This window comes from Amedibacillus sp. YH-ame10, assembly GCF_053848885.1.
Genome location: NZ_JBSPFA010000008.1, coordinates 26,022 through 47,639, shown reverse-complemented (window position 1 = coordinate 47,639; position 21,618 = coordinate 26,022). Strand labels below are relative to the sequence as shown.

Here is a 21,618-nt window from a genome sequence, read left to right as displayed (position 1 = left end):
TCTTCTATTCACTCTTCATGAATTCTTTAATCATTGGAATACGTTTCTTTGTATCTTCATACCCCAAGTCAAACCATCGTTGTAATAATTCCTTATCTTGTGTATAGCGTGTTACACCATAATCTGCACTTGGTCTTAACACCAAAGCTTTACCTTCTTTTTCAAGTTTCTGTATAATTCCCCATTGTTTTTCATAATTCAAATGACGAATACGCAAATTATCTCGCACTTCCTTATTTCCAGGATACATCAAACGTGCTAATTTAATTTGCCAACTTGCGGCAGGTTTACGCACATAATTCTCTTCCTTTGTAGAAATGAATACATGCTTTTCCATACCTTGGCGTATGCTTTGTTCGATTGGAATCATATCGATCAATCCGGCATCCATATATTTTTGCCCTTGAAACTCCACAGGTCTTGTTAATAAAAACAAAGAACATGAAGCACGCATCAAACGCTGTTCTTCAGGGTCAAAACTTTCCTTTGGAAAATATTCAATAGCATTGGTTTTCATGTTATAAACACCAATATCTAGTTGCGTTGGATTCTCCATAAATGCCTTGTAATCAAGTGGTGCATGTTTTTCTATGTATTTACATACATGATGAATTCCAAACACGCCACGTTCGGTAAACAATGGATATAATCCTATCGCCTTAGGATCACTTGCAGAGTCTACCCCTGTAATTCTAAGTCTTTCTCTTTGTCCAGAAACAAATGGTAACAATACCTCCGCACCAGCACTAATACCAGTCGTATATGGAAATGTTATATTTTCATCAAGAAAGCATTGAAGAACACCACAAGTATATGCAGCTTTAGTCCCTCCACCTTCACATATTAATCCTATTTTATCACTCATAATCTAAGCACCTCAATGTTAATATTATACTATTTCTTACTTCAATCGTAAAGAATAATCAAAAGAAACATAAATCTCTACGTTTCATCTTTTTTTCATCAAAAATCCTCCTTCTCTTTATCTTATAATTCGTTCTTTATTTTTAACTACACCTATGTATCGAAAAAGAACAGCTCTCGCTGTTCTTTACGTTATTCTTTAATATATCCTTCCTGTTTAGTAGTTTCTTCTTTCCACTTTCTTCCAAAGTAGAAAGTACCTACTTGAACAACGAAGAATACTGCCATCCATAATGTCCATGTATCCACAAACACCATTTTTAGTGTGATATCTTCTGTAATACAGAATACAATTACAGAAAGTATTGCGATGATGCTAGAAGTAAGTTTCAACCATGTTTTACGTGTGTAAATAATATGATCTTTTCCTTCTTCCTCTTCCTCGTCTTCTTTCTTTCGTTTTGATACTAAAAGGAATATTGCTAGAACTAATGTTCCTCCTGCTAATACTAGATTTAATAATGCCCATGTTCCCTTATCCGCAGCTTTTGGAGTTTCTTTTTTCTTCACAACTTCTTTACCATCGGTTTTTGGAGTCGTATTATCTGGTACTTGTACCTCAGGATTTACCACAACAACACCTGGAATAAATGGTGGAACCACTGGCAATTGAGGAATTGGAGTAACTGGTGTAATAGCTGCAGTCACGCGCAACGTTCCTGATACGGTTTGAATTTCATAGTTGCTTGTTTTATCACTCGCACCCGCAAAAACTGTAACTTTGCTAACTTTGTTTTCACTTGTACCAACTGTTTGTTGTGAACCCGTTATTTCAACTTCCATCGTTTGCTCTTTTACTAAAGCATTTTCAGAAAGAGTATAACCAGGTTGAACAAGTGCTACATTATCAAATACCTTAGAGGCACTTTGGGCAGTAATTGTAATAGCTCGTTTTGCAATTACTACATGTCCTGTAAATACTTCTGAATCTTGATAATTTTCATTTACTGCTTTTAAATATACTTCATAAGTCCCCGCCTCAGTAAAGGATGGAATTTCTATAGACCATTCTTTACCATCTTTTGAATATAGAACTTCACTGTTTTCCACTGTAGTTTCTACTTTGCCTACAGTATGATTTTCTCCATCATACGTAGCTTTTGTATCTTCTACTGATACTTTATTTAAATCATTTGATGCTTTTACAACTTCTAATAATCCTTCTACATAATGGATTTTATAGTTATTTGTTGTATCTTCTTTTCCAAATACAATACGTGCATCCTTAACGATATTTTTCGCTGTTCCTACATTTGTAATAGAACCAACTACTTCTATAGATCCAATTTCTTGACCTTTTACTAAACCATCTTTGGATACACTGTATTCTTTACTAGTTAACGCTTCTTTGTTGTATGCACGTTTAGAACTTGATGCAGTAATAGTCACATCACGTTTTGCGATAGTTACTTTTGATTCAATTACTGTAGAATCCTCATAATTATCATCTTTCGCTTGTACATAAACTGTATATTCTCCTGCTTCGATAAATTGTGGTTTTTCTTGTGACCATTCTTTACCATCTAAGGAGTAATATACTTTTGCGCCATCAACTGTGGTTTCTACTTTTCCTACAGTATGATCTTCTCCATCATACGTAGCTTTTGTATCTTCTACTGATACTTTGTTTAAATCATTTGATGCTTTTACAACTTCTAATAATCCTTCTACATAATGAATTTTATAGTTCTTTGTTGTATCTTCTTTTCCAAATACAATGCGTGCATCCTTAACGACATTTTTCGCTGTTCCTACATTTGTAATAGAACCAACTACTTCTATAGATTCAATTTCTTGACCTTTTACTAAACCATCTTTGGATACACTGTATTCTTTACTAGTTAACGCTTCTTTGTTGTATGCACGTTTAGAACTTGATGCAGTAATAGTCACATCACGTTTTGCGATATTTACTTTTGGTTTGATTACTGCAGAATCCTCATAATTATCATCTTTCGCTTGTACATAAACTGTATATTCTCCTGCTTCGATAAATTGTGGTTTCTCTTGTGACCATTCTTTACCATCTAATGAGTAATATACTTTTGCGCCATCAACTGTGGTTTCTACTTTGCCTACAGTATGATTTTCTCCGTCATACGTTGCTTTTGTATCTTCTACTAATACTTTGTTAGAATTATTTGATGCTTTTACAACTTCTAATAATCCTTCTACATAATGGATTTTATAGTTATTTGTTGTATCTTCTTTTCCAAATACAATGCGTGTATCCTTAACAACATTTTTCGCTGTTCCTACATTTGTAATAGAACCAACTACTTCTATAGATCCAATTTCTTGACCTTTAACTAAACCATCTTCGGATACACTGTATTCTTTACTAGTTAACGCTTCTTTGTTGTATGCACGTTTAGAACTTGATGCAGTAATAGTCACATCACGTTTTGCGATATTTACTTTTGATTTTATTACTGCAGAATCCTCATAATTATCATCTTTCGCTTGTACATACACTGTATATTCTCCTGCTTCGATAAATTGTGGTTTCTCTTGTGACCATTCTTTACCATCTAATGAGTAATATACTTTTGCGCCATCAACTGTAGTTTCCACTTTTCCTACAGTATGATTTTCTCCATCATACGTAGCTTTTGTATCTTCAACTGATACTTTGTTTGAATCATTTGATGCTTTTACAACTTCTAATAATCCTTCTACATAATGGATTTTATAGTTATTTGTTGTATCTTCTTTTCCAAATACAATACGTGCATCCTTAACGACATTTTTCGCTGCTCCTACATTTGTAATAGAACCAACTACTTCTATAGATCCAATTTCTTGACCTTTTACTAAACCATCTTCGGATACACTGTATTCTTTACTAGTTAACGCTTCTTTGTTGTATTCACGTTTAGAACTTGATGCAGTAATAGTCACATCACGTTTTGCGATATTTACTCTTGATTTGATTACTGTAGAATCCACATAATTATCATCTTTCGCTTGTACATAAACTGTATATTCTCCTGCTTCGATAAATTGTGGTTTTTCTTGTGACCATTCTTTACCATCTAATGAGTAATATACTTTTGCGCCATCAACTGTAGTTTCCACTTTTCCTACAGTATGATTTTCTCCATCATACGTAGCTTTTGTATCTTCAACTGATACTTTGTTTGAATCATTTGATGCTTTTACAACTTCTAATAATCCTTCTACATAATGGATTTTATAGTTATTTGTTGTATCTTCTTTTCCAAATACAATACGTGCATCCTTAACGACATTTTTCGCTGTTCCTACATTTGTAATAGAACCAACTACTTCTATAGATCCAATTTCTTGACCTTTTACTAAACCATCTTTGGATACACTGTATTCTTTACTAGTTAACGCTTCTTTGTTGTATGCACGTTTAGAACTTGATGCAGTAATAGTCACATCACGTTTTGCGATAGTTACTTTTGATTCAATTACTGTAGATTCCTCATAATTATCATCTTTCGCTTGTACATACACTGTATATTCTCCTGCTTCGATAAATTGTGGCTTCTCTTGTGACCATTCTTTACCATCTAATGAGTAATATACTTTTGCGCCATCAACTGTAGTTTCTACTTTGCCTACAGTATGATTTTCTCCATCATACGTAGCTTTTGTATCTTCTACTGATACTTTGTTTGAATCATTTGATGCTTTGTTGATTGTAAATTTAGCACCTTCTGTTTTAATTTCATAGTTCCCTAATTCCTTCACATTTGTTACTGTGATATCATAAGTTCCTACATTTTCTCCAGTTTTTCTTTCTACTGTATATTCAAATTGTGCTTCTTCTCCACTTACTACATTTTCTAGTTTTGCGCTAAGTATCGGTTCACTTTCTTTATATACTTTTTGAGCTGGATTTGCTTGAATTGTTGCGATGCGTTTTGTAATAACAATTTCTTCAGTTGCTATGGATTCCTTAAAGTTTGGATGTGTTGCGCGAACTTGAACGATTGTTTTTCCTGCATTTGTGCGTGTTGGAATGGCTTCCTTCCAAGTTGTTCCTTCATCAATGCTGTATTCAATTTTACTTCCTTCTAATGCTTTTGCTTCTTGTGCTTTATGCTTCTTTCCATCATATACCTTTTCTACATTTTTAACATAGATTTGATTTCCATCTGCACTCGCTGTATGAATGGTGAATATTGCTGTTTTTGCATCCACGGTATAGTTATCGCTGATTGTTACATTTTTGATATGAATTGTATACTTACCAGCATTTTCACCTGCATCTCTTTTCACTTCATATGCAATAGCATCGCCTTGCACCATACCAGTTACTTGAGCTATCAATTCTTTGTCTTTTTCACCAAATATCTTAGATGTTTCTATAGGCTGAATAGTCACAACTTTTTTATCAATTACAATGCTACTTTCTACTGGATCTGCTGTCTTATAGTTTGGATTTACAGCCTTTACGAATACAGGATAAGTTCCTGCATTTACATATTCAGGCACTTTCGTAGTCCACTCTTCTGGCTTAGCATCTGCTTTTGTTGCGTAATAGAATATAGTTCCTTTTTCTATAAGTGAAGAAACTTTTTTTAATCCATGCTTCTCTCCATCATAAGTTGCTGTACCTGCGACTACAGTTACTGCGTTTTTACTTGCTTCTGCTGGAGTGATTTTGAAAATTGCTGTATCCGTTTTAATCGTATAGTTTGCACTCGCTTTTGCATTTTGAATTTCAATTGTATACTCTTTTACATCTTCTCCTGTATCTCTTACGATAGTATAGGTTGCTTTGTCTTCTTTAACTAATCCTTCTACACTTGCCTCTAATTTTGGATCTTCTTCTCCATATACTTTAGTTGCTGATTTAGGTTTAATTTGTATTTCTTTTTGATTGATGACAATACTACTTTCTACTGGATCTGCTGTCTTATAATTTGGATTTACAGCCTTTACGAATACAGGATAAGTTCCTGCATTTACATATTGTGGTGCATTTGTAGTCCACTCTTCTGGCTTAGCATCTGCGTTTGTTGCGTAATAGAATGTAGTTCCTTTTTCTATAAGTGAAGAAACCTTTTTTAAGCCATGCTTCTCTCCATTATAAGTTGCTGTACCTGCGACTACAGTTACTGCGTTTTTACTTGCTTCTGCTGGAGTGATTTTGAAAATTGCTGTATCCGTTTTAATCGTATAGTTTGCACTTGCTTTTGCATTTTGAATTTCAATTGTATACTCTTTTACATCTTCTCCCGTATCTCTTACGATAGTATAGGTTGCTTTGTCTTCTTTAACTAATCCTTCTACACTTGCCTCTAATTTTGGATCTTCTTCTCCATATACTTTAGTTGCTGATTTAGGTTTAATTTGTATTTCTTTTTTATTGATGACAATACTACTTTCTACTGGATCTGTTGTCTTATAATTTGGATTTACTGCCTTTACGAATACAGGATAAGTTCCTGCATTTACATATTCAGGCGCTTTCGTAGTCCACTCTTCTGGCTTAGCATCTGCGTTTGTTGCGTAATAGAATATAGTTCCTTTTTCTATAAGTGAAGAAACTTTTTTTAATCCATGCTTCTCTCCATCATAAGTTGCTGTACCTGCGACTACAGTTACTGCATTTTTGCTTGCTTCTGCTGGAGTGATTTTTAGAATCCCATTTACATATTTAATCTTATAGTTATCTGTTGTATCATCTTTTCCAGATACAATACGTGCATTTTTAGCAGTGTTTTCAGCTGTTCCTACATTTGTAATAGATCCAACCACTTCTACGGATCCAATTTCTTGTCCTTTTACTAAGCCATCTTTGGATACGGTGTATTTGTTTGATGTCAATGCTATACCATTATAATCACGTTCTACACTATTTGCTGTAATAGTAATTGGGCGGGCTGTGATTGTTACCTTAGCTTCAAATACCTTAGAGTCATGATAGTTCTTATCTCTAGCTTGAACATATACAGTATAATCTCCTTTTTCAGTAAAGGTTGGTTTTTCTTTTGACCACTCTTTACCATCAACAGAATAGTATACTTCCGCATCTTTAACCGATGTTGCTACTTCTCCTACGGTATGCTTTTCTCCATCATATACTTCTGTCGATGGTTTCACTGTTACTGTGTTCTTATCGTATGATGCAGGTTTTACACTTAATATTCCATTTACATACGTAATATCATAATTTTTGGTTGTATCTAGGGAGCCTTCTTTTGTTTTTATAATAGCATCACTTGCTACATTGTCTACCTTTTCTCCAACATTTGTAACAACACCCTTTACTTTTACAGATTCTATTATTTGGTTTTCTAATAAACCAGTTTGCTCCTTTTCATCAAATAAAGTATAAGAATAGTTACTATTTTTCTGTGGTTCTCCATTATAGGTAAATTCCTCAGAAGCTGCTTTAATTTCAAGAGGACGAGGAGAAATCGTGATATTTGCATCTACAATATTTGAATAATCCTTTCCTAAAAAGTAATCAAAATAAGCTCTAACTTTTACAGGATATGAAGTTACTTTATTTTCATCATTATATAAAACTTGACTATAAGATGGAGCTTTTTTAGTCCATGTTACACCACCATCACTTGAATATTCAAATCCACTCGCATTTTCGGATACTTTTTCCCCTAATCCATGAGATTTCCCATCATAAACGGCATCGCCATTTTTAACAGTAAGAGTCAATTTAAAAGGCTCAACATATTTTGCATAGAACACTGTATTGGCAAGAAACGTCATACTTTCTTCATATTTCACATTTTTATCAGTATACCATCCTAAAAATTTATAGTTGAGCAATCCATATTTCTTTGTAGCATCCGGTATTGTATCCAACACCTTACCACCCTTACCTATTTCAAAAGACCTCTCTTGAGAGGATTGATTATCTTTAAAATAGCCTCCATTAGGATTAAAAACTACATTTATTCTTTGAGAGTAATGAATATATAAATCTAGCTTATTGTTAGTAACATTAAATTCTTTGATACCCTCTCCATTTATTGAAAAGCTGGTTTTATCATAACTATAGGAGGTCCCGTTCAATTTAATTTCATTTAACAAGTTTAAATCATTAACTGTATTGTTGCCACTTTTAATTTTCATGGCACGTGTCATTTCATCATGCTCTTTTCCATCTAATACATAATGAATATTAACTTTCATAGCATCCGTATAGTGAGCATAATGTAGTTGCCATTTATTATTTAATCCATCTTTTTTATGTGTGTTCACACTATCATACGTTACAATAGCTGATGCAAGTCTTTCGCTTTCTACATATACTAGAGAGCTACCTGCCATAGGATCTAACACTTTATATACTTTGCCATTTTCGAAACCATTGATTCCATATGTGCGCAATAAAGTGTATCCATCTCCGCCCATATTTAACATTGCTTCATAAATATAATCATATTTACTATCAAAGGTATAGCGAAAGCGTTTAGGTTCATCGCTAGAGTTATTCTTAAAAGTATCAGTAATCGCTTGATCTCCAGGTAAATAGATATCTGCTACTGTGATATCAATATAATAAGGATCAGTGGATGTACCACTTCCAGATACAATTTGAAAATTTGCACCATCTGGAGTGTAAGGATATACACTGTTTTTTGTATTATTTTCCTTATTTGTTGTTTCTCTTTTTGAGTCCATAGATACTGGTTGTTTTACAACTGAGTTTGTTTCTGATTCCTTTTTTTCTATTTTAACAACATTAATGGTTACCTTCTTATCTAACATTCCTGCTTCATAGTCAAAAAGAATAGATTCATTTTCATAAACTTTATCATCTATTGTTATAGATTCTATTTTATAACCATCAAGTGCACTTACACTCAATTTCCCTGGTTGTTTATTCCCTTGAAAGACAAGATACTTCTCTTCCTTCATTTGATTCTCTAACTGAATATTCATATGCAATATTGCAACACCTTCTGGTAATTGTGTTGTATCATTCAAAGTTGCATCAGGTGCATTTTCTGTTTGCACAGTTACATATTCGTTATGAACAATGCTTGTATCTTCTGCGATTATACGTACAAAGGTATCTGGTAATAGTTGTACACTCATCGCTAAGATAATTAGAAATTGTAAAAATTTCTTTTTCATATATCTCCCTCCACTTTCTATTAATTCTTACATGGTCTATACCACGTCCATATTACATTATACGGTTAGAAAATTAGAAAATGGTTAGTTTTTGTCAAAATAAAATAAAAATATCTATCTTAAAGACTAGACATTTTTTGTGTTCATTTGTTGTAAATGATAATGTATACGAACATCGTTTTTCTTTACCTTTGTACGAAATGCATTGCATACCCTCTGGGCTATATCAAACGCAATTTCTTTTGTTGGACAAACGAGTAAAGCGATATATTGAGATCGATTCACTTTTGTGAATACATCCCCACTTCTTAGTGTTTTTATCATCGTTGTTTTTAATTTTTGCATATATTCATCAGTACATGAGGAATCTTTTGTATCGATTTCAAACACATACAAATAGTACTGTGTATGCATTCGTTTGGCATCTCTTAACCGTTGTTCGAAGATTGAGTCAAAAATTGTTGTTGTACAATAGAAAGCTCCATTCTCAAATGTACGTTTTTGATAGTACATCATGATTTGTTCTGGTTCTATCTTTTGTTCATTACAATCGATAATCTCTTTATGAAGGTCTCTCATTCGTTTTGAAAGCTCTAATTCATATACATATACTAATAAATTTGTAGCTTTTTGGTAATATTCATTTGCTTGTGCAAGATTTCCCTCTTTCACATACGCAAGAATTTGGTAGTAATATATATCTTCATTGCTAGGTTCTAACGACATCGCCTTTGATGTTAAAGCTTTCACATCATCATAGCGAGAATCCTTTAAACAATATTCACAAACAGGCGCAATATAGCGTAAGAAACTACAACGATATTGTTCTTCTTTTTGTAAAAACCACACAATACTACCACTATAATATAACTTTCCTTTATATAATAAGAACAATTCTCTCATGTTTTGATAATCACATGCTTGATATTGTTGTTTCATAGCGAGGGTATGATGTAATTCTTCAAATTGATGACAATCACTATCCCATAACATATTTGGATGAAAACAATATCCATTCTTATCCGTTTTTATCAAATCTGATGTGCTAAATAACGGAATGTTCTTTAAAATCTTTCTCAACCTACATATATGAAACTTCAATGCACTATCAGGGTTATCGTTATTGTCCCATAGGATATCTATGAGTTTTTCTTTTGAAACGCTTTTCCCATGATGTAGAATGAGTACCTCTAACAAGTTTGAAGTATGTTTCGATAGATAATCATTTAAATGAATAGTTTCATCTTGGTAGGTAATTGAAAAATCTTGAAACAGCGTAATATACATTTCATGTTTAAGTCCCATATGGAATCCCCCTTCGAGGTTCTTACATCATTGGCGAGAATAAATTTAGGACAGCACGCATAATTTTCACTCGTAGTGAAACATTGCAGCACTCTTCCATTGTCACCAAATGACTTTTTTCCAGCGTTTCCATATAATCCTTTTTCACATCCATAACCACTTTGCTCTTGTAAAACCAAACACCACATTCATAGTGTAAGTAATACGAACGATAATCCATATTGACAGTTCCCACAATTGCCATTTCATCGTCCACCACAAAGGTTTTACTATGCACAAATCCTGGTGTATATTCATAAATACGAACTCCACCTTCGATTAAATCTTTATAATTAGAACGTGTTAATTCAAACACGTACCACTTATCTGGAATATGAGGCACGAGAATTCGTACATCGATTCCATTTTTTGCCGCTAATAATAAAGCTGTCTTCATTTCATTATCAATGACCAAGTAAGGGGTACTTGCATACACATACTTGGAAGCTCCATTGATCATATTGATGTGTGTATACTCTCCGACATTTTCTTCATCTGTTGGACTATCACTATAAGGTTGTACATATCCATCATTTTGAATATCCACGAACTCTTTTACATCCGCTTTATAGGTATAGACATCATCTTTTTCTTTTTCATCGTAGTTCCAAAATTGTAGAAACATCAAGGTAAAGTTCCAAACTGCCTCACCTTTGATCATTACACTACAATCTTTCCAATGACCAAAGCGTTTCTTACGATTGATGTATTCATCCGCAAGATTAACTCCTCCTGTCATCGCCACTTTACCATCTACCACCAAGATTTTACGATGGTCTCGATTGTTCATCTGAATTGCTAAACGAGGCTTAATAGGATTAAATACTTTTGCTTTGATGCCCAAATTTAACAATATTTTGTAATAGTCCGTAGGAAGATAGGTAATACAACCAAAGTCATCATACATAACACGTACTTCTACTCCTTGTTTCACCTTTTCTACTAGAACATCCAAAATTGTATCCCACATATACCCTGGAGCTATAATAAAATACTCCATAAATATAAACTTCTCAGCTTTTTTCAATTCTTCAATCATCGCGTCAAATTTATCTTCACCTAAAGGAAAGAACGTCGTCTCTGTATGATTATAAATAGGAAAGATGGCATTCTTCCATAAGTAGTTAGCTTGTTTATGCGCAATTGGGTTTTCTTTTTCTAATTCTGCCATGATTTCTGCATTCTGCCAAGCAATCTCTTGATAAATACTGATTGCTTCTGTATCTCTTTTCCGTAGTTCTTTTGGCACTTTTTGACCACCAAACAGTAGATAGATCAATCCACCAAATACAGGTAATCCCATAATCAACAATACCCATGCTATCTTATAGGTAGGATTATCATTTTTATTAATAATATATACGCTCATACAAAAACTTAATGCTATTAATATGAAATATATCCAGACGAAGTACTCACTTAACTGAAACACAATTTCAAGAAATACAACGAGCTGAATTAAAATCAACGCGCCTATAATCACAATTTTATTATGTAAAAGTGAAAATATCTTACGAATCATGTTTCTTTCCTCCTATCCATTATTTTTCATTATGTAAATAACGTACCATCATTTCTGTAATTTCATCAAGCTTTTTCTCGTCAATCACTGTATCTTTCCCCGTTCCAGTGCCTAAAACATAAAGATTTCCATCTTTATCAACTTCACCTGAAGAGATTAAAACAGCTTTTTTAAAGAAAGACATCGCAGATTGCATACGCATATCTTCGCTTAATTTAACAGTTTCTACAGTATGTTTCTTTTGTGGAAAATGCTTCACGATATCAGCAGCTAGTTTACGATTTTGTGGATTGTATCCGATGCGTGTTTGTGAACCATTAGCAATACAATCAAAACAAATAAGATTTGGATTTTTTCCATTTTCAGTAAAATACTTCATACTAGAATCCGCCCCTAGAAAATGCAACTTATTCTTATCTGTGAACAAAAAGGCAACCTTTCTTCGTTCATCTTTATCCAATTTTCTAGCAATTTCTACAACTGCCGCAATACTTGCGGAGTTTCTATTAAAGTTGTTTTTGTTTCGAAAACCATGCAACATCATATATACCAAAGTAAATGTTAATATAAACATAACGAGTGATAATGAAAAGTTCGCAATGTTGGAGGTTAGTCTTGGTTGAACTAGATATACTCCAACAAATACAAAAGCAAATACAATCAATAAAGGAACATACGTAGCCATCATTGTCTTACTTGCCGTTTTCGTTCCATCCATCGGGAAATAAAGAACCTTATTCCAAAACTTTTTTTCTGGTGTATCATAAGGAACCACGATGAGTGTCTTCGCTTGTTTCAAGTTTCCAAATAAATAAGAATTTGATCTAGAAACTAATTTCTTCCCAAGAATCATCTCTGATGAATAGCCTAATGCGGACATATCTTCATGCAATGCACTCAAAAATTTCTTCTTTTGAGAGCGTGTAAAACGACATCCAAATGTGGTTGTATATTTTTCTAATAATGTTTTTTCCATTACTTTTACCTCCTGCGTAATATTCATATTATACAAGATTTTCTCTGTGGATGATAGATGTATTCGCGTTGCTCCTCATATTTTTTAAAAAAGTGCTTGTATTCAAGCACTAAGTAGTTATTTCTATCGTTTTTTCGAAAGGGTTATTGTAAGCTCTAATAAATACCAATGGTTTCCCATTCTTACTACGTATGATGCTTTCAATCATAATGACTGGTACAGTAATCTTTAAATGCAATAGATTTGCGTACTGTGCTGGTACAATCACTGCGTGAAATCGCTGTGTAACCGTACCTTGTTCAATTAAAGCATCAATATCTAGAAGGCTACGAAGATCGTTTACATCCTCATCACGATATAAACTTCTAATGAAGTAGACTTCTTCAACACTCAGAGGACGACCTTCCACTTTATTCAGTCGAACGATACGCAAGATTTGTTCATCAGAACTGATATCCAAATAGGGCGCAGCATCTTCCGCATTCTTTAAGCTGAAATAAATAATGTTGTAGTCCGTAGATTCATTATTTTGAAGTATTTCAGTTGCGGTATTTTTCTTGATAAGCTTTTGATCTGCGACGAACGTTCCTTTATTTTTGTCACGATAAAGGACGCCTTCCTCAACTAATTCGTTAACTGCATTTCTTACAGTCATACGACTCGCATCGTATTTTACCGCAAGATCGCGTTCAGAGGCGATTGGTGAATTCACTGGTTTCCCTTGAATTTCTTCATTGATCTGTTGTTTGATTTCTAAGTATCTAGGGACAGCCAAAATCATTCACCTCCTCTTAAATAGAATGTTTAGCGCATGAAACCAAATGTTTTCCATGGTTTGATATAATCCAACAACATGGTTTCATTTTCTGGAATATGCCCAATAACATTCTTTCTTCCATCATTCGGCATATCTTTCAATACAATGTGCACTTCACCCTTATAGCGTAGGTAATTGTCGTTAACGATTACCACATCCCCTCTTTTAAGATCACGTGTATTTTTTGGTGGAACACTTTCATTGACATAGGTCACACGAGGCATCGTGCTTCTTGCCATATACTCACTCATGTCTCCCCTGACAAAGTGAGGGTGTTCAAATAATATCATTTCTTCTGTAGGATGTAATTCTGCTTCATAATCAATTTTGAAGGTCAGCTTTCCTGGATCTATTTTAGAAAGTGTCGCTAATTCTTCTTCACTTGCATAACAGTTCGCAATGATTACATCATCTACTAGACGAGTCGCAAATAAATGTCTTGCGGCTACATCAATTGGTAAATCACGGTGTATTTCCAAAGTACACAAGCCTTCATTCACCGCCCAAGGACCAAATGTCCCAGATTCTTGCGAAGAAATAAATGCTGCTACTTTAATATTCAAATTCTTGATATCCTGACTGCATTTCTCAAAATGTTCATAACTAATTCCACTATAACGTTGTGGATAGAAATTATGACATGTGATAATGTTATCCAGTTTTGGATAATGACTCATAATGTTATCTAAGTATTTTGTTCCTAAACTTGCATTGATTTCTATTTTAAGGTTTTGAGGATTGTATGTCATCATTGCTTCTTTTAGACTGTCAAAACCTTCATCTAAACGAATTCCATCCGCATGCATTTCTTCAAAAAATGAAAGATCATCATAAGAGATTCCCAATTTATCAAAGACAAATGGGGCAACATCCAATATCACTTCCATTCCATAGGAATGTGCATGATCAATCAATTCACGAAATTCTGCTAAGATTTCTTCTCGTTTTTTTTCAACGCTTAACAAGCAAGTAAAGATACGTTTAAATCCATAGTTCGCTGCTTGTGTTACATAAGCCTTGTCTTTTTCCAAAGTCGAATGCTCTGGATAAAGTGAAATTCCTAATCTAGCCATGATTAGCCTCCTTTGAGTTTCATGCTTTACGCATAAATCTTAGTCATTTTCGATTGCAGTTGTTTGTTCTTGTTCTTTCTCAATTTCTTTTCTACTTTTTTCTTCTTGTACATATTTTTCAATTGCACGAAGAAGTTTTACTGCTCTTTTTGTCGCTTTTTTCTTATAGAATAGATTGACAAGTTTGAAGTTCAAGTCTTTACTCTTTGTAGTACCCATAAAATCTTCTTTATAAGTAACTCCAATGTAGCCATCTTCTAAATCTTCAACTTTATAGGATAACGTGTTTTGTCCAGTAACAGAATCAAATATCGCACTATATTCATGAGGTGGATTCCATTCTGTAATGGTTACTTTTACATCACCTTTACGTTTCACTTTATTTTTCATAACCTTTGTATAAGTAAATCCTTTATGAATTTGACTTACACGTGTTCTTTTCCCAGTGATGTCTGCTATATCGTATGCAACAGATTCTGCAACACAGTTAAAAAAGTCCTCTGCACTCACATATAGTTTTTCTTGAACTACTACCATTGTTAATCTCTCCTTTTTCTCAAGCGTTTATTTATTCAAAACCGTGATTCTCTACTACTTCTTTAAACCAGTAACCTGATTTTTTGATCGTACGTTTTTGTGTCTTTAAATCTAACTCCACAAAACCATAACGATTCTTATATGCATTCAACCAACTCCAGCAGTCGATAAACGTCCACACGTGATAGCCGATGCAGCTACTTCCTTCTTCAATTCCTTTTGCTAACCATCTTAAATGGTCTTTATAAAATTCTATACGATAATCATCTTGAATTTGCCCATTTACTTTAAAACGGTCTTCATTCTCTACACCCATACCATTTTCAGTAATCATCCATTCGATGTTTCCATAGTTTTCTTTGATGTTGATTGCGATGTCATAAATCCCTCTAGGATAGATTTCCCATCCACGATATGGATTCATTTTTCTTCCTGGCATTACATAAGGATCAAAGTAATAGGTTGGCATAAATGGTGCATCTGGATTTGGCATATCTGCTTTTGCACAGACGCGTACTGGCTGGTAATAGTTTACTCCTAAGAAATCTACAGTATTATTTGCGATAATATCCATATCTTCTTTCGTGTATGTAGGCATTATATCATGTTTTTTAATGATATCAATCAGCATTGGATCATATTTTCCTTTTACAGATGGATCTAGAAAGCTCTTATTCGCAAAAAGCTCTGCGATTGTGGCTGCTTTCACATCTGCTGGATGTGAACTTCTAGGATATGCTGGTGTTAAATTCAACACGATTCCAATCTTTCCACCTTGTTTTAATGCATGATATTCTTGGATTGCTAATGCACTAGCTAAAGCTGTATGATAAGCTACTTGAACAGCAGCTTTTGGATTTACAACACAAGGATAATGATAGCACTGTAAATATCCACACTCTACGTGTACGATTGGTTCATTGAATGTAAACCAATGTTTTACGACATCTCCAAACAAAGTAAAACATGTTTTTGCATACGCACGATAATGATCTACTACCTCGCGACTTTCCCATCCTCCAATCGTCTGCATTTCTACAGGCATATCAAAGTGAAACAGATTTACAAATGGTTCAATCCCATTTTCTTTTAGTTCTTTAAATACAGATGTATAGAAAGTAACGGCTTTTTTGTTAACCTCACCAAATCCCTTTGGAAACATACGTGACCAAGAAATAGATGTACGAAAAGAATTATGTCCTGTTTCCTTTAGTAATTGGATATCCTCTTTATAATTTTTATAAAATGTAGATGTGTCTTGTGGACCTATCTCATCATGAAACTTAAAAGGTTCTTCTTCATACCAAAGATCCCAAATGTCTTTTCCTTTATCTTCTGGTGTATGTGCACCTTCACTCTGCGTAGAGCTTGTTGCACTTCCAAAAAAGAAATCCTTAGCGAATGTTACCATTTCCCATTCTTTCTCCTTTCCTTTTTCATAGCCTTTTTCATAATGATAACTCCAATAAGAACAATTACCAAACCACCGATAATCATAATCATTTGTTGTGTAACATTACTAGATGACACTGGAGATAAGACGATGAATAAGAATCCGATTCCGATTAAAAAAACTTGCCAATTGCCCCATTTTTCCATAATATTTACCTCTTTCTTTTATTACTTTTATTTTGCTTCAATTTTTTTATTTAATGCGATAAATTTTTCTGCTAAAATTTTAAAGGTTTCTGCACTCATCAATTGATCTTCCGCATGTAACAGTAATAATACGATTTCTGTTTTCTCACCAGATGCCTCTTTTTGGATCAATTTTGCATGTGCAGCATGACCTTCTGTGAAGTAATCTTCACCTTCTTTGATTTTCGCTTCTGCTTCATCAAATTTGCCTTCTGTAGCTAAATCCATAGCTTCAATATAGCTTCCTCTTGCCATTCCAACACTTGAAATGATTTGGAAACAAATTAATTCAATACCTTCCATATCTTGATCTCCTTTTTTTAAAAAGCGGGAGAAGGACAACCCTCTCCCTGCTTATTGTTTTTTCTTATTCAGCAACTGCATCAGCAGCAGCGTCTTCTTTTGCTTGCATTCTGTTTGCTAACATTACAAATGGTGTCCATAGTAAGAATGAAACTCCCAAACATAAGATAGATACTAATGCAGCCATGATGTTTCCACCTGTTCCCATGAATGCGTAGAATCCTACTGGCATAACCCAAGGAACTTGTACGAATACTGGAGGAATAATTCCGGCAACTGTGAAACCATAAGCGATGGCAGCACATATTGGTGGAACTAATAACCAAGGAATAATGTATACTGGATTCAACACGATTGGCATACCGAAGATGATAGGCTCGTTGATGTTGAATACACCCATTGGTGCAGCTAATTTAGCAACTGCTTTGGAATCATCACGTTTAGAGAATAAGAAGATTGCGATGATAAGACCTAAGGTAACCCCTGAACCACCCATTTGAGCGTAAGCATCAAATGATCCACGAGTCCAAACATATTTCATAGTCTCTGTAGAATGTGTTTTGTTGAATACATCTAAGTTGTCAAGTAATGCTGGTGTATAGATACCTTCGATAATTGGTGCCATAACATTTGATCCGTGAAGACCAAAGAACCAGAATAATTGAACTAAGAATACAATTAAGATTACACTGAAGAATCCTTGAGACATTGCCAACATTGGTTGTTGGATATATTTCATGATTAAATCATTTGGATATAATCCTGTAGATACTACACAAATCTGAGTAATGATACCGAAAGCGTAGATTGCAATGATACCTGGAATAATTGCAGCGAATGCGTTGCTTACTGCTGGAGGTACTGTATCTGGTAATTTAATAGTAATTTTCTTTACCATCAATTTGATGTAGATCATTGAAGATAAAAGTCCAACAATTAAGCAAGTGAATAATCCACCAGCTCCAGTATAGCTGCTAGCCAAGTTGCCCCATGTTCCCATAGAAACAATATTGTCTTTAATTGCTAATGCATTGTTACTTCCTTTTGCAACAGCCTCTAATGCAGTTGTAATTTCAGGTGTAACAAATTTAGAGATATCTGTAGATGCGGTAACACCTTGTTGCATACAAGTAACAACTGAAGCAAATGCTACAACTCCACCTGCGATTGGGTTAACATCATAAGCTTTTGCTAAGTGATAACCTAATGCAAATGTGAAACATAAACCTAAGATAACAATTGATCCAAAGTATACGTTACCATTCACGTTAATGACCTGAGTCATAGCTGTTGTAAAGCTGTTTCCTTCACCCCACCATGTATTTGGTAAATCACGGAAGAATACGTTTAATAATACTGCGAAACTACCTACCATTGTTACTGGCATGATAGAGATAAATCCATCACGGACAGCTACTAAATGTTTCTGACTACCAATTTTGGCAGCGATTGGCATAAAGTGCTTTTCCATCCAATTCATAAATCCGTTCATAATTTTTTTCTTTCCTTTCACGTGTTTTTCTTTCAATAATTAAAATTCGGAACTTTATTCGATTCCTAGAAGCTTAAGCGCCTGCTCTAAAACTTTTTCCCCATTCATCTGTCCATATGCCTGCATGTCGATGACTGTAACAGGTTTAGAACCGGCCAATGTCTTCATTTTTGATTCTAAGAAACGAACCTGTGGTCCTAGCATAAGAATATCAGCTTTACTAATATTATTACCCGCTTCCGCATCAGCAACTGCCCAAATTTCAGCGTCTAAGCCTTTTTTCGCAGCAGAATCTTTCATTTTGTTCACCATCAGGCTGGTAGACATTCCGGCTGAACAAACTAGCAAAATTTTGACCATCTTCATTCCTCCTTTCCAGTTGGTATATACCACTTTATACACATATGATACCATGTATTTCTAAAAATGCAACCGTTTTCTTTTATTTTTTTTCTTTCACATAATTTCGTTTTAAAAACTAAGCATCCAACTCCCTATATATAATATAGTAAGATAAATAAAGGCTTTTTTGATACTTTTTTATTTATACATACGAAAAATATTTATTTTTATCAAAATTATGGACACGCTTTCAAACGTGTGCTAGAATTGGTATAGACCATTTATGTAAATATATGGTTGTTCCAGAAAGGTCTAGACCACTTTATATTTTCATTAGACCAAGCAGAAGGAGGTATTATATGAAGAAAGATGCAGTTAAAATCGTAACGATTGGTGGTGGGAGCAGTTACACACCAGAATTGGTAGAAGGGTTCATAAAACGTTATGATACACTACCTGTTCGCGAATTGTGGTTAGTTGATATTGAGGAAGGACGTCAAAAATTGGAAACCGTTGGAGCTTTAGCTCAACGAATGGTTGCCAAAGCTGGTGTCCCAATGAAAGTCATTCTAAGCTATGATCGCAGAGAAGCATTGAAGGATGCTGACTTTGTTACTACGCAAATGCGTATCGGTCGCTTACCTGCTCGTGTGGAAGACGAAAGAATTCCATTGAGCCATGGTATGATAGGTCAGGAAACAAATGGTGCTGGAGGAATGTTTAAAGCATTTCGCACAATACCAGTCATTCTTGATATTGTAAAAGATATGGAGGAGTTGTGTCCTGATGCATGGTTGATCAACTTTACAAATCCAGCTGGAATGGTAACGGAGGCTGTCCTTCGTTATACAAACTTCAAAAAAGCAATTGGATTATGTAATGTACCAGTCAACATGGTTGCCGGATTAGCAAATATTTTCCAAGTAGAGGAATCTCGCGTAACGTTGGAGTTACAAGGAGTTAATCACTTTATATTTGCAACAGATGTCTTTGTTGATGGAGTATCTGTAATCGATGAAGCAGTAGAACGCTATGCCAATGTAACTGAAGAAGACACAATCGCTATGAAAAACTTTGTATCTTTACCATATTCACCTTCCTTCATCCGTGGATTACACGCGATTCCTTGCCCATATCACAATTACTATTTCTTTACACAAGAACAACTCAAAGAAGAGTTGGAACAGTTTAAAGAAGGTAAGGTTCGTGGTGAAGTCGTAAGTAAAGTTGAAGAAGAACTCTTCGAACTCTACAGTCATAAAGATTTGGATGTGAAACCAAAACAGTTAGAACAACGTGGAGGTGCCAAGTATTCAGATGCTGCCTGCAATCTAATACAGTCCATCTATAATGACAGCGGAGACATCCAGTATGTAGATGTAAGAAACAATGGAGCTATTTCTAACTTACCAGATGACAGCGCGGTAGAAGTTGCATGCCGTATCACAGCGGACGGCCCTAAGCCGCTGGCTACTGGTGAACTTAAAGTTCAAATTAATGGGTATGTCCAGATGATGAAATCATTTGAACGTATGGTTGTAGATGCCGCAATACGTGGTGACCGCAATCTTGCGATAACTGCCCTAAACTTGAATCCTCTCTGTCCAAGTGATGCATTAGCTAACATTGTAATTGACGAACTACTGGAAGCACACAAAGACTACCTTCCTCAATTCAAGAAATAATCTTGGATCAGTTATCTTTTGATAACACGACTGCTGGAAGGCAGTCTTTTTTTTAGATTACGAAATTAATATCATGCAAAAAAAACGGACACCTAATGGTGTCCTTCATTCTTATACCTACTTCTTTGTTATGCTTGATATCTTCATGATTACATCGCAATATATGCGAAAACCTTTCCCTGATTGCTTAGGATGAACACCCAGTGCATGAATCACATATACTTCCTTTGATTCAATATTTGATGTCCATTGAATTGTTTGATAACCTTCATTGGCTTCCTGATTTATGATCATAACGGATACAATATCATCATCGAATTCACCAATATAAAGTTCTCTATTTTCAATCGAATTTTCCAATAACAAAAAATCTGGATAAATGTCTTTTTTCCATCCAGGCGAATATCTTGCATTTTGCATTTCATCTATCAATGAATAATAAAACGTTCTAACTTTAATCAATTCATTAAGTTTAGCTTGTCTTATAACAAACATGTAATCTCCTTTATCTAACGCTACTTTGTAAAGTACTAATACTTTTTAACAAACTTTGAAATCAAAGCTCTACAAGTAGCCATTTGAATACAAGCATAAAAGTCTTTCGTTACTTCATGGCCCTGTCCTACGGTTGTCGCATGATTGGCATCCTCAACGCTCTCCCAGAGAACAAAATCTGTCCATGTATTATCCTGTACATAATGTTCCCAAGATATAAAACCCTTTGCTTTAGAAATCACTTCATCATGTAACTTTTGTGTTTTCTCAATAAACTCACTTTCTGTTACATTCTTTTTAATTTTGTATGAAAAAATCCATGCTGTTTTGGCCATATACTTTCTCCTTTATAAATCTGATTTATATATCTACATTATATCGTTAT

The 21,618-nt window shown here is 34.4% G+C and carries 16 protein-coding genes; 1 reads left to right on the top strand and 15 read right to left on the bottom strand.

What is annotated here, in order from left to right; translation table 11 throughout:
• Positions 1-4: 4 nt before the first annotated feature.
• From ACWG42_RS04805 to ACWG42_RS04745, 13 genes are all read right to left on the bottom strand, one after another.
• Complete coding sequence (locus tag ACWG42_RS04805; protein WP_455790469.1) at positions 5-865, bottom strand: patatin-like phospholipase family protein; 861 nt, start codon at positions 863-865, stop codon at positions 5-7.
• A gap of 191 nt (positions 866-1,056) precedes the next feature.
• Positions 1,057-9,009 carry an MBG domain-containing protein gene (locus tag ACWG42_RS04800; protein ID WP_455790467.1) on the bottom strand — a complete coding sequence of 2,651 codons (7,953 nt, stop codon included), beginning with the start codon at positions 9,007-9,009 and terminating at the stop codon, positions 1,057-1,059.
• A 126-nt stretch (positions 9,010-9,135) separates the two neighbouring features.
• The gene (locus ACWG42_RS04795) at positions 9,136-10,314 is read right to left on the bottom strand and encodes an AfsR/SARP family transcriptional regulator (RefSeq protein ID WP_455790465.1); all 1,179 of its coding nucleotides are present in this window, start codon (positions 10,312-10,314) and stop codon (positions 9,136-9,138) included.
• A 22-nt stretch (positions 10,315-10,336) separates the two neighbouring features.
• Entirely contained in the window at positions 10,337-11,875 is a 1,539-nt protein-coding gene (cls, locus tag ACWG42_RS04790; RefSeq protein ID WP_455790463.1) for a cardiolipin synthase, read from the bottom strand.
• Between the two features lie 19 nt (positions 11,876-11,894).
• Positions 11,895-12,851 carry a hypothetical protein gene (locus tag ACWG42_RS04785; RefSeq protein ID WP_455790462.1) on the bottom strand — a complete coding sequence of 319 codons (957 nt, stop codon included), beginning with the start codon at positions 12,849-12,851 and terminating at the stop codon, positions 11,895-11,897.
• 109 nt (positions 12,852-12,960) lie between these two features.
• Positions 12,961-13,632 (bottom strand): GntR family transcriptional regulator, encoded by a 672-nt coding sequence (locus tag ACWG42_RS04780; RefSeq protein WP_455790461.1) that lies wholly within the window; start codon positions 13,630-13,632, stop codon positions 12,961-12,963.
• A 23-nt stretch (positions 13,633-13,655) separates the two neighbouring features.
• Positions 13,656-14,741: a DUF871 domain-containing protein gene (locus tag ACWG42_RS04775; RefSeq protein WP_455790459.1), complete on the bottom strand. Its 1,086-nt coding sequence runs from the start codon at positions 14,739-14,741 to the stop codon at positions 13,656-13,658.
• A 39-nt stretch (positions 14,742-14,780) separates the two neighbouring features.
• The gene (locus tag ACWG42_RS04770) at positions 14,781-15,278 is read right to left on the bottom strand and encodes a DUF3284 domain-containing protein (protein ID WP_455790457.1); all 498 of its coding nucleotides are present in this window, start codon (positions 15,276-15,278) and stop codon (positions 14,781-14,783) included.
• A 31-nt stretch (positions 15,279-15,309) separates the two neighbouring features.
• On the bottom strand, positions 15,310-16,689 hold the full coding sequence (locus ACWG42_RS04765; RefSeq protein WP_455790456.1) for a glycoside hydrolase family 1 protein: 1,380 nt from the start codon (positions 16,687-16,689) through the stop codon (positions 15,310-15,312).
• Positions 16,683-16,877, bottom strand: coding sequence for a DUF1420 family protein (locus tag ACWG42_RS04760; RefSeq protein ID WP_455790455.1), 195 nt, complete (start codon positions 16,875-16,877; stop codon positions 16,683-16,685). Before ACWG42_RS04760 ends, ACWG42_RS04765 begins: the two co-directional genes overlap by 7 nt.
• A gap of 27 nt (positions 16,878-16,904) precedes the next feature.
• On the bottom strand, positions 16,905-17,219 hold the full coding sequence (locus ACWG42_RS04755) for a PTS lactose/cellobiose transporter subunit IIA (protein ID WP_455790453.1): 315 nt from the start codon (positions 17,217-17,219) through the stop codon (positions 16,905-16,907).
• A 64-nt stretch (positions 17,220-17,283) separates the two neighbouring features.
• Positions 17,284-18,711, bottom strand: coding sequence for a PTS sugar transporter subunit IIC (locus ACWG42_RS04750; protein WP_455790452.1), 1,428 nt, complete (start codon positions 18,709-18,711; stop codon positions 17,284-17,286).
• A 54-nt stretch (positions 18,712-18,765) separates the two neighbouring features.
• Entirely contained in the window at positions 18,766-19,071 is a 306-nt protein-coding gene (locus tag ACWG42_RS04745; RefSeq protein WP_455790451.1) for a PTS sugar transporter subunit IIB, read from the bottom strand.
• 341 nt (positions 19,072-19,412) lie between these two features.
• Between ACWG42_RS04745 and ACWG42_RS04740 the strand changes: the two genes are divergently transcribed.
• Positions 19,413-20,738, top strand: a complete 1,326-nt coding sequence (locus ACWG42_RS04740) for a 6-phospho-beta-glucosidase (protein WP_455790449.1) — start codon at positions 19,413-19,415, stop codon at positions 20,736-20,738.
• 117 nt (positions 20,739-20,855) lie between these two features.
• On the opposite strand, the gene ACWG42_RS04735 is transcribed toward ACWG42_RS04740, so the two are convergent.
• Together ACWG42_RS04735 and ACWG42_RS04730 are read right to left on the bottom strand one after the other, a co-directional pair.
• Positions 20,856-21,233 carry a hypothetical protein gene (locus tag ACWG42_RS04735; RefSeq protein WP_455790448.1) on the bottom strand — a complete coding sequence of 126 codons (378 nt, stop codon included), beginning with the start codon at positions 21,231-21,233 and terminating at the stop codon, positions 20,856-20,858.
• Between the two features lie 35 nt (positions 21,234-21,268).
• Positions 21,269-21,568: a hypothetical protein gene (locus tag ACWG42_RS04730; protein ID WP_455790447.1), complete on the bottom strand. Its 300-nt coding sequence runs from the start codon at positions 21,566-21,568 to the stop codon at positions 21,269-21,271.
• Positions 21,569-21,618: the final 50 nt, after the last annotated feature.

Bases quoted from the DNA above. Each gene is read 5' to 3' on its own strand.
- ACWG42_RS04805 (WP_455790469.1), bottom strand. From the start codon at position 865: ATGAGTGATAAAATAGGATTAATATGTGAAGGTGGAGGGACTAAAGCT.
- ACWG42_RS04800 (WP_455790467.1), bottom strand. From the start codon at position 9,009: ATGAAAAAGAAATTTTTACAATTTCTAATTATCTTAGCGATGAGTGTA.
- ACWG42_RS04795 (WP_455790465.1), bottom strand. From the start codon at position 10,314: ATGGGACTTAAACATGAAATGTATATTACGCTGTTTCAAGATTTTTCA.
- cls (WP_455790463.1), bottom strand. From the start codon at position 11,875: ATGATTCGTAAGATATTTTCACTTTTACATAATAAAATTGTGATTATA.
- ACWG42_RS04785 (WP_455790462.1), bottom strand. From the start codon at position 12,851: ATGGAAAAAACATTATTAGAAAAATATACAACCACATTTGGATGTCGT.
- ACWG42_RS04780 (WP_455790461.1), bottom strand. From the start codon at position 13,632: ATGATTTTGGCTGTCCCTAGATACTTAGAAATCAAACAACAGATCAAT.
- ACWG42_RS04775 (WP_455790459.1), bottom strand. From the start codon at position 14,741: ATGGCTAGATTAGGAATTTCACTTTATCCAGAGCATTCGACTTTGGAA.
- ACWG42_RS04770 (WP_455790457.1), bottom strand. From the start codon at position 15,278: ATGGTAGTAGTTCAAGAAAAACTATATGTGAGTGCAGAGGACTTTTTT.
- ACWG42_RS04765 (WP_455790456.1), bottom strand. From the start codon at position 16,689: ATGGTAACATTCGCTAAGGATTTCTTTTTTGGAAGTGCAACAAGCTCT.
- ACWG42_RS04760 (WP_455790455.1), bottom strand. From the start codon at position 16,877: ATGGAAAAATGGGGCAATTGGCAAGTTTTTTTAATCGGAATCGGATTC.
- ACWG42_RS04755 (WP_455790453.1), bottom strand. From the start codon at position 17,219: ATGGAAGGTATTGAATTAATTTGTTTCCAAATCATTTCAAGTGTTGGA.
- ACWG42_RS04750 (WP_455790452.1), bottom strand. From the start codon at position 18,711: ATGAACGGATTTATGAATTGGATGGAAAAGCACTTTATGCCAATCGCT.
- ACWG42_RS04745 (WP_455790451.1), bottom strand. From the start codon at position 19,071: ATGGTCAAAATTTTGCTAGTTTGTTCAGCCGGAATGTCTACCAGCCTG.
- ACWG42_RS04740 (WP_455790449.1), top strand. From the start codon at position 19,413: ATGAAGAAAGATGCAGTTAAAATCGTAACGATTGGTGGTGGGAGCAGT.
- ACWG42_RS04735 (WP_455790448.1), bottom strand. From the start codon at position 21,233: ATGTTTGTTATAAGACAAGCTAAACTTAATGAATTGATTAAAGTTAGA.
- ACWG42_RS04730 (WP_455790447.1), bottom strand. From the start codon at position 21,568: ATGGCCAAAACAGCATGGATTTTTTCATACAAAATTAAAAAGAATGTA.